10 protein-coding genes are annotated in these 8,687 nt (G+C 62.3%); all 10 read right to left on the reverse strand.

Features of this window, described 5'->3' with window-relative positions:
• Positions 1 to 57: 57 nt before the first annotated feature.
• Positions 58 to 933: a F0F1 ATP synthase subunit gamma gene (atpG, locus tag ACTHNR_RS13980; RefSeq protein WP_440548260.1), complete on the reverse strand. Its 876-nt coding sequence runs from the start codon at positions 931 to 933 to the stop codon at positions 58 to 60.
• An 89-nt stretch (positions 934 to 1,022) separates the two neighbouring features.
• Entirely contained in the window at positions 1,023 to 2,564 is a 1,542-nt protein-coding gene (gene atpA / locus ACTHNR_RS13985) for a F0F1 ATP synthase subunit alpha (RefSeq protein ID WP_440548261.1), read from the reverse strand.
• 52 nt (positions 2,565 to 2,616) lie between these two features.
• A complete protein-coding gene (locus ACTHNR_RS13990) occupies positions 2,617 to 3,156 on the reverse strand; it encodes a F0F1 ATP synthase subunit delta (RefSeq protein ID WP_440548262.1) in 540 nt (179 codons plus the stop codon).
• A 2-nt stretch (positions 3,157 to 3,158) separates the two neighbouring features.
• Positions 3,159 to 3,629, reverse strand: a complete 471-nt coding sequence (locus ACTHNR_RS13995; protein ID WP_440548263.1) for a F0F1 ATP synthase subunit B — start codon at positions 3,627 to 3,629, stop codon at positions 3,159 to 3,161.
• A gap of 137 nt (positions 3,630 to 3,766) precedes the next feature.
• Positions 3,767 to 4,036 (reverse strand): F0F1 ATP synthase subunit C, encoded by a 270-nt coding sequence (atpE, locus tag ACTHNR_RS14000; protein WP_007180033.1) that lies wholly within the window; start codon positions 4,034 to 4,036, stop codon positions 3,767 to 3,769.
• Positions 4,037 to 4,120: 84 nt separating this feature from the next.
• Positions 4,121 to 4,969: a F0F1 ATP synthase subunit A gene (gene atpB / locus ACTHNR_RS14005; RefSeq protein ID WP_440548264.1), complete on the reverse strand. Its 849-nt coding sequence runs from the start codon at positions 4,967 to 4,969 to the stop codon at positions 4,121 to 4,123.
• A gap of 144 nt (positions 4,970 to 5,113) precedes the next feature.
• A complete protein-coding gene (locus ACTHNR_RS14010) occupies positions 5,114 to 5,647 on the reverse strand; it encodes an ATP synthase subunit I (protein ID WP_440548265.1) in 534 nt (177 codons plus the stop codon).
• Positions 5,648 to 5,874: 227 nt separating this feature from the next.
• Positions 5,875 to 7,023 carry an SLC13 family permease gene (locus ACTHNR_RS14015; protein ID WP_440548266.1) on the reverse strand — a complete coding sequence of 383 codons (1,149 nt, stop codon included), beginning with the start codon at positions 7,021 to 7,023 and terminating at the stop codon, positions 5,875 to 5,877.
• Positions 7,024 to 7,131: 108 nt separating this feature from the next.
• The gene (locus tag ACTHNR_RS14020; protein WP_440548267.1) at positions 7,132 to 8,025 is read right to left on the reverse strand and encodes a ParB/RepB/Spo0J family partition protein; all 894 of its coding nucleotides are present in this window, start codon (positions 8,023 to 8,025) and stop codon (positions 7,132 to 7,134) included.
• 41 nt (positions 8,026 to 8,066) lie between these two features.
• Positions 8,067 to 8,687 (reverse strand): ParA family protein (locus ACTHNR_RS14025; protein WP_440548268.1); only part of this gene is annotated, 621 nt, incomplete at its 5' end.

Below are 8,687 nucleotides of genomic sequence, written 5' to 3' on the forward strand. Positions count from 1 at the left end.
ACTCAATTCTTCACTCGCGCAAACGGCGCGTGGAAAGACGGGTCGACCCGACTCGCGTTACACCGCGGCGGCGCCGCCCACGATTTCCGACAATTCCTTCGTAATCGCGGCCTGGCGGCTCTTGTTGTAGACGAGCTGCAATTCGCTGATCACCGTCTTCGCGTTATCCGACGCAGCCTTCATCGCCACCATGCGCGCCGATTGCTCGGACGCCATGTTTTCCGCGACGGCCTGGTACACGAGCGCCTCGACGTAGCGAACGAGCAGCTCGTCGACGACAGCCTGCGCATCGGGCTCGTAGATGTAGTCCCACGCGGAGTTCGGCGTGCTCTCGTCACGCTCGAAATCCTCGGACGCGAGCGGCAGCAACTGCTCGATCACGGGCTCTTGCTTCATCGTGTTGACGAAGCGCGTGTACGCGAGATACACGGCCGAGACCTTGCCTTCCGAGTACAGGTCGAGCTGCACCTTCACCGCGCCGATCAGCTTTTCGAGGTGCGGCGTATCGCCGAGCGCAACGACGTGCGAGACCACCTTCGCGCCGACGCGGCTCAAGAAGCCCATGCCCTTGCCGCCGATCGCCGTAGCTTCGATGGTTTGGCCTTTCTCTTCGAGCTCCTTGAACTTGCCCACCGTCGCGCGCAGCACGTTCGTGTTCATGCCGCCGCACAGACCCTTGTCGGTCGTGACGAGGATCATGCCGGCCGCCTTCGCGCCTTCGTTCGACACCATGAACGGGTGACGATACTCGGGGTTCGCGCGGCTCATGTGCGCAGCGATGTCGCGGACCTTGTCGGCGTACGGGCGAGCGGAACGCATGCGCTCCTGCGCGCGGCGCATCTTCGATGCCGCCACCATTTCCATGGCCTTGGTGATCTTGCGCGTGTTTTGCACGCTCTTGATCTTGCCGCGGATTTCCTTCATTCCAGCCATTGCTTGCTCCTTGATCGAAGCGGCGAGCGCATCGTTGAAACGACTTCGTCAAAACGTGCGGTCACCGCTTCAAGGTCCTCATGCCTCGATCAATAAGCACCCGACTTCTTGAAGTCCTTCAGAGCGGCGTGCAGCGCTGCTTCGTCGTCCTTCGACAAGTCCTTCGTGTCTTCGATGCGCTTGATGAGGTCGGCATGGCTCGTCTTCAGGAATTCGCGCGCGCCCTTTTCGAACGACAGCACGTCCTTGACTTCGAGATCGTCGAGATAGCCGTTATTCGCGGCGAACAGCGACATCGCCAACTCCCACACTTGCAGCGGCTGATACTGCGGCTGCTTCAAGAGCTCCGTCACGCGGCGGCCGCGCTCGAGCTGCTTGCGGGTGGCTTCGTCCAGATCCGACGCGAACTGCGCGAACGCAGCCAGCTCGCGGTACTGCGCCAAGTCGGTACGGATACCGCCCGAGAGCTTCTTGACGACCTTCGTTTGAGCGGCGCCGCCGACGCGCGACACCGACACGCCCGCGTTGATCGCGGGACGGATACCGGCGTTGAACAAGTCGGTTTCGAGGAAGATCTGGCCGTCCGTGATCGAGATCACGTTCGTCGGAACGAACGCCGTCACGTCGCCGGCTTGCGTTTCGATGACCGGCAACGCCGTGAGCGAACCGCTCTTGCCCTTCACTTCGCCGTTCGTGAACTTCTCGACGTACTCTTCCGACACGCGCGCGGCGCGCTCGAGCAGACGCGAGTGCAGATAGAACACGTCGCCCGGGTACGCTTCACGGCCCGGCGGACGGCGCAGCAGCAGCGAGATCTGGCGATAGGCCCAAGCTTGCTTGGTCAAATCGTCATAAATGATGAGGGCGTCTTGGCCGCGATCGCGGAAGTATTCGCCCATCGTGCAGCCCGAGTACGGCGCGAGGTATTGCATCGCGGCCGATTCCGATGCGGACGCCGCGACGACGATCGTGTACTCCATCGCGCCCGACTCTTCGAGCTTGCGCACGACGTTCATGATCGACGAAGCCTTCTGGCCGATCGCGACATAAATACAGATCAGGTCTTTGCCCTTCTGATTGATGATCGCGTCGACGGCCACGGCCGTCTTGCCGCACTGGCGGTCGCCGATGATCAGCTCGCGCTGGCCGCGGCCGATCGGCACCATCGAGTCGATCGACTTCAGACCCGTTTGCACCGGTTGCGACACCGACTTACGCCAAATCACGCCCGGGGCGATCTTCTCGACCGCGTCGGTCATCTTCGCGTTGATCGGGCCCTTGCCGTCGATCGGGTTGCCGAGCGCGTCGACGACGCGGCCGACGAGTTCCGGGCCGACCGGCACTTCCAGAATGCGGCCCGTCGTCTTGACGACGTCGCCTTCCGAAATGTGCTCGTATTCACCGAGAATCACGGCGCCGACCGAGTCGCGCTCGAGGTTCAGCGCGAGGCCGAACGTGTTGCCCGGGAATTCGAGCATTTCGCCCTGCATCACGTCCGACAGGCCGTGAATACGCACGATACCGTCGGTCACGGAGATCACGGTGCCCTGGTTGCGAACGTCGGTGCTCGCTTCAAGGCCCTGGATCCGGCTCTTGATCAGCTCGCTGATCTCAGAGGGATTGAGTTGCATTATTCGCTCCTGATAGTCAATTCTGTTGCGTGCCGTGCGCGTGCGCGCCGCTTTACGCGGTGAGCGCCGTGCGCATGTCGGCGAGCCGTGCGCGAACCGAGGTGTCGAGCACTTCGTCGCCGACGGTGACGCGCACGCCACCGATCAACGAAGCATCGACTTCCACCGTCGGCTTGAGCTTGCGCTCGAACTTGCGCTCGAGGCTCGCGACGAGATCGGCGAGCTGGGCCTCTTGCAGCGGGAACGCGCTGACGATCAGCGCATCGGCCGCGCCTTCGCGAGCGTTTTTCAGTTCATCGAACTGGACGGCGATTTCGGGCAGCAGCGAGAGACGGTGATTGTCGACCAGCATCTGCACGAAGTTCTTGGCCTGCGGCGAGTCTTTCAACGGGGACTTGGCTGCTGCGAGCAGCAGGTCGACGACCTGTGCGCGGCTCACCTTCGGGCTCGAGGCGACCGACATGAGCTCGGGCAGACGCGCAACCTGGCCCAACTCCTGCACGAGGGCGGACCAGGCGGAGAGGTCACCGCCTTCGGCTACGCTGAACAGCGCCTCCGCGTACGGACGGGCGATGGTTGCAAGTTCGGCCATGATCAGAGCTCGGTTTTCAGTTGATTGAGCAATTGCGCATGCGCGGCCTGATCGACTTCGCGCTTCAGGATCTGCTCAGCACCCTTGACCGCCAGCGACGCCACTTCGGCGCGCAGCGTTTCACGAGCCTTCACGACCTGCTGCTCGGCGTCGGCCTTGGCTTGAGCGATGATGCGCGCGGCTTCGGCTTGTGCATTGGCCTTGATTTCCTCGGCCACGGCGAGCGCACGCTTTTCGGCGTCAGCGATGCGCTGCTGACCGTCGTTGCGCGCCTTCGCCAGCTCTTGGTCGACGCGCTTGTGCGCGGCTTCGAGTTCCGTCTTGCCCTTTTCGGCGGCCGCGAGGCCGTCGGCGATTTTCTTCGCACGCTCGTCGAGGGCTTTGACCATCGGCGGCCACACGAACTTCATCGTGAACCACGCGAGGATCAGGAACACGACCATTTGCGCAATCAGAGTTGCGTTGAGATTCACGGTGTTTCCTTAATCGTTGCTAATTCGGAAAGTGAAACGGCAAGGCGCTCATCGACGTTACGTACGATCAGCGCCCCAAGCCTCCGTTTCGCCCCTTGCGCCGACTTGAAGCCGCGGCGCAAAACTCCGAGGAACCTTTAGCCTGCCAACTTCGAGAGCAGCGGGTTCGCGAACGCAAACAGCATTGCCACACCAACGCCGATCAGGAACGCCGCGTCGATCAGACCAGCCAAGAGGAACATCTTGGTTTGCAGCGGGTTCATCAGTTCCGGTTGACGCGCGCAAGCTTCGATGTACTTGCCGCCCATCAGGCCGATACCGATACAGGCGCCGATTGCACCCAGGCCGATGATGATGCCGATACCGATGGCGGTCAGACCTTGGATGTTGGCGATGAAAGCTTGCATGATCACTCCTTTGTAAAAGACTTTTTGGAACTGGATTTAAAGAAACGGAAAACGAATCTGCTTACGCCGCGATACGCCCTTGGGTTAGTGCGAGTCGTGCGCCTGGCCGATGTACACGAGCGTCAGCATCATGAAGATGAACGCTTGCAACAAGACGATCAGGATGTGGAAGATCGCCCAAACGGTGCCTGCGATCACGTGACCCACGAAGCCGAGCACTGTCGCGTCCGCGCCGAAGGTCCAGAGGCTGCCGAGCAATGCGATGAGCAGGAACAGCAGCTCGCCCGCGTACATGTTGCCGAACAACCGCAACGCGAGCGAAACCGTCTTGGCGACGAACTCGATGATGTTCAATGCAAGGTTCGGGATCCACAGCAGCGGGTTCGCACCGAACGGGGCCGAGATCAGCTCGTGGATGAAGCCGCCGGGGCCCTTGATCTTGATGTTGTAGTAGATCATCAGCACGAACACGCCGAGCGCGATGCCGAACGTGCCGTTCAGATCGGCCGTCGGCACAATGCGGTGATGCGTAATCACGTTCGACAGACCCAGCCAGCCGATCACGTGGCCCGGCAGATCGACGGGGATGAAATCGAGCGAGTTCATCAGCGCGACCCACACGAACACAAACAGCGCGAGCGGAGCGATGAACGTGCGATTGCCGTGGATGATGGCCTTCGATTGGTCTTCCACCATTTCGACGAGCATTTCGATCGCGCATTGGAAACGGCTCGGCACGCCGGGCGTGGCGCCGCGGGCGGCCATGCGCAGGATGAAGATCGCCACGAGACCGCACACGATCGACCAGAACAGCGTGTCGATGTTCAACACGTGCATGTCGATGATCGACGTCTGGTGCGAAGTGGCGAAATTCTGCAAGTGGTGCGAGATGTACTCGGACGGATCCAAGTGCGTGCTTTCTGTAGCTGCCATATCGTTATTGCCACCTAAATTATCGAAAACTCTTCGATGCTCGCACCGCGCGGGCGAAGGCGCCCTGCGTTGCGCGAAGGAGCCGAGCGCGAGCGCGCCGCGCATTTTCGCGCGCACCCGCAGCCGACCACCGTCATCCCATTTTCAGCGCCAAGCGAGCGCCAGCCAGTACGTCTGCAGCGTGACGAGGAAAGTCACGAAGAGCGGCAACCACCGCACGTCGTGATACCACACGGCTACCGCGACGAACATCGCAACCGTGGCCCCCATCTTGAGCATCTCGCCGATCATCCACGTGAGGATCGATCCGGCGCCGCCCGCTCCTTTCAGACGTGCCGCGAACAACGCGCTCGGCACCCAGCAAATCGCTCCCCCCAACAAGGCCGACAGCGCAGCCGCGCCCGGCGGCTCATAAAACAGCCACCAAACCAGCGTGACGACGAGGGACAAAGCCACTTGCGCCGCCACGACCTTGAACGGCGTCGCGCGCGAAGGGCGGCTCACATCGGAGCCAAAGAGCTTTTCAGCCTCGGCCCGCGTGAGGGGAACGAAATTCTTATCTTGCTGCTCGGCATCCCACGCATCGTCGAACGTTTCCGAACGACCGGCTGCGCGAGCGGAAGAAGGATCGTGTCGCGCGCGTTCGTCGTGCCTTGTGCCCGGCTCTCGATCCGCCATCGCTCTATCCTGCAAAACCCAGTATCCAACCCGCAGCTTTCGCTGTGCTTACGGGACTGCCTAGCAAATAAATCCGGGCGATTGTAAGCGATAGTTGCAGGCGATTCAAGACTTTAGCCGCGACAAAAAACTGCGCAGAAACGACGTGCAAGCGGCTTGCCGGGGCACGCCATCTGACTAAATCGAAAGGTGCCGCGAACCCGTTCGAGGCCCTCCCCGCCTCCACGTCAACGATTCAGCAGCAACCACCCTCCCAGCACGCCGGCGACGAGCCAGAACGGGATCGAGACAAGATGAAACGGCAGCCAGACGCCGCGCTCTTTCGAAAGACGGACGGCGATGAGATTGGCGAGCGATCCGATGGCGATGCCGAAGCCCCCGACGCTGACGCCGTAGGCCAATGCCCGCCAATCCTTCGTGAACTCGGCGAGCATGATTGCGGCGGGCACGTTGCTGATGCCTTGCGACAATACAGCGCCTGCGACATATGCGCGCAGTGGCGTGTGCAGCCCCAGATGCCCGACCGTTTCATGCACCCAGGGGAGCGCGGCCACGCTGCGCAGCACGATGAACATCAGCACGAAAATCAGCAACAGCGCCCAGTCGATCTTGAGCACCGCGTCGCGTCGCCACAACAGGAAGCCGCCAGCCACGCCCGCCAGCCCGATGCCGGCGTGATGCGAATCGGCGAGCAGCACGAAGGCGACGAAAAGCACCGCGGCGACGCCCGCGTAGGCGCGGTCGACGGGCTCCTTGGCCGCATCGCCCGACAAATCGAGCGGCCTAGCCTTGAAGGCGAACCACGCAAGAGCGTAAAGCAGCGCCGTCAGCACCGCGCAAAGCGGCGCCAACGCCCACACGAAGGCGCCGAACGACGCGCCGCCCACTTGCCAAAGAAACAGGTTTTGCGGGTTGCCGAGCGGCGTGAGGATCGAACCGGCGTTGACGGCCAACGCAAGAAAGATCGTCAAGCGTTTGACCGGAAGCGCCGTCAAGGCATGCAGCGACAGCACGAGCGGCACGACGACGAACAGCGCGACATCGTTCGTCACGAGCATCGACAGCACCACGGCCAGACCGATAAGCAAGCACGCAAGCGCTCGTTCGGATCGGACGTGGTGGACCACGCGATGCGCGAGCCACATCAGCAAACCCGAGCGTTCGATCGCTTTGGTGAGCATCAGCAGGCCGGCTAGCGTCATCACCGTCGGCCAGTCGACGAGCCGCGGCAGTGTGGGCCACGGCTGCGGCCGCGTGCATTGAAGCGCGACGAGCACGACGACGAGAATCGCCAAAACCGGCTCTTTGAGCGCAAATGCAATCAGCTTGCGCAGCACGGACGTGCGCGCGATATGCACCTCGTCGGCGTTCGGCATAGGCAGCGGAAAAAGAGAGGAAGAAGCAGCGAAAAGAAGGCAGGCCGATAGCGACGGCGCCTTTGCATCGTCGCTATCGCTATTGGTCCGGGCAGCGCGTCACGTCCGTCAGGCAGCGCCGTTCGATCCGCCGCGCAGCCTGAACAGAATGCCGTCGAGCGCGTCCAGGCTGCCGAACTCGATCTGCAATTGACCGCGGCCGCGACGGCCCAGCTTGATCTTCACCGCCGCGGCCAGCAGATCGGACAGCTCCTCTTCGAGGCGGCGCGTATCTCGGCCGCCATCTTGGCTCGTGCGCGCCTTTACGGCAGGCTCGGCTTTCGTCGTGGCCGTAACGAGACGCTCGGTCTCGCGCACCGACATGCGCTTGTTGACGACCTGGTTGGCCAGCGTGATCTGCGTCGCCGAATCGACGGCGAGCAACGCGCGTGCATGCCCCATGTCGAGATCGCCGGCGAGCAGCATGGTCTGCACGGGATGCGCAAGGTTCAGCAAGCGCAGCAAGTTCGATACGGCGCTGCGCGAGCGCCCTACCGACTCGGCGGCTTGTTCGTGCGTGAAGTCGAATTCGTCCAGCAAGCGCTGGATCCCTTGCGCTTCTTCGAGCGGGTTCAGATCCTCGCGCTGGATGTTCTCGATGAGGGCCATCGCGGCGGCCGCTTGGTCGGGCACGTCCTTGACGAGCACCGGCACCTCTTCGAGCCCGGCGATGTGCGCCGCTCGAAAGCGGCGCTCGCCCGCGATGATCTCGTACTTCTCCTCCGAGACCGGCCGCACGAGAATCGGCTGCATCACGCCTTGTGCACGGATGCTCGCGGCGAGCTCCTGCAAGCTGCCCTCGTCCATGCGCGTGCGCGGCTGATACTTGCCGGCCTGCAGCCTGCGCAGCGGCAAAACGTTCGGTTGCCCTTCGCTACGCACGGCCGTCGTAATGTCCGGGTTGCCGCCAAGCAACGCCTCGAGCCCGCGGCCCAGTCCCTTCTTCTTCGCTACGGCATTCATGAGTTGTCCTCGATCCGCCTTCTTATCGCGCTGCGCCATCGTCAAAGCGCACGCACGCGTTCAATCATTTCAGCGCCGAACTGCACGTACGCCTGCGCGCCGCGCGAGGCGCGGTCGAACACGACGCCCGGCAACCCGTAGCTCGGCGCCTCGGCCAAGCGCACGTTGCGCGGGATCACGGCATCGAACACCTTGTCGCCGAAGTGCTCCTTCAGCTGATCGGATACCTGCTGCTGCAGCGTGATGCGCGGATCGAACATCACGCGCAACAAGCCGATCACCTTCAGATCTCGATTGAGGTTCGCATGAACCTGCTTGATCGTGTTGACGAGATCGGACAGCCCTTCGAGCGCGAAATATTCGCATTGCATCGGGATGACGACGCCGTGCGCGGCGCACAGGCCGTTGAGCGTCAGAAGCGACAGCGCGGGCGGACAGTCGATCAGCACGAAATCGTAATCGGCCGCGACTTGCTCCAACGCTGCTTTCAATTGCCTTTCGCGATTCTGTACGCTGACGAGTTCGATTTCGGCGCCGGCTAGTTCACGGTTGGCCGGGAGCACGTCGTACTTCACGGCTTCGGACTTGATGCGGGCGTCGGCCACCGATACGCCGTCCACGAGCACTTCATAGACGGTGTTCTCGCACTCGGCCTTATTGAT

The sequence above is a fragment of the Trinickia sp. genome, assembly GCF_051954495.1.
GTDB lineage: Bacteria > Pseudomonadota > Gammaproteobacteria > Burkholderiales > Burkholderiaceae > Trinickia.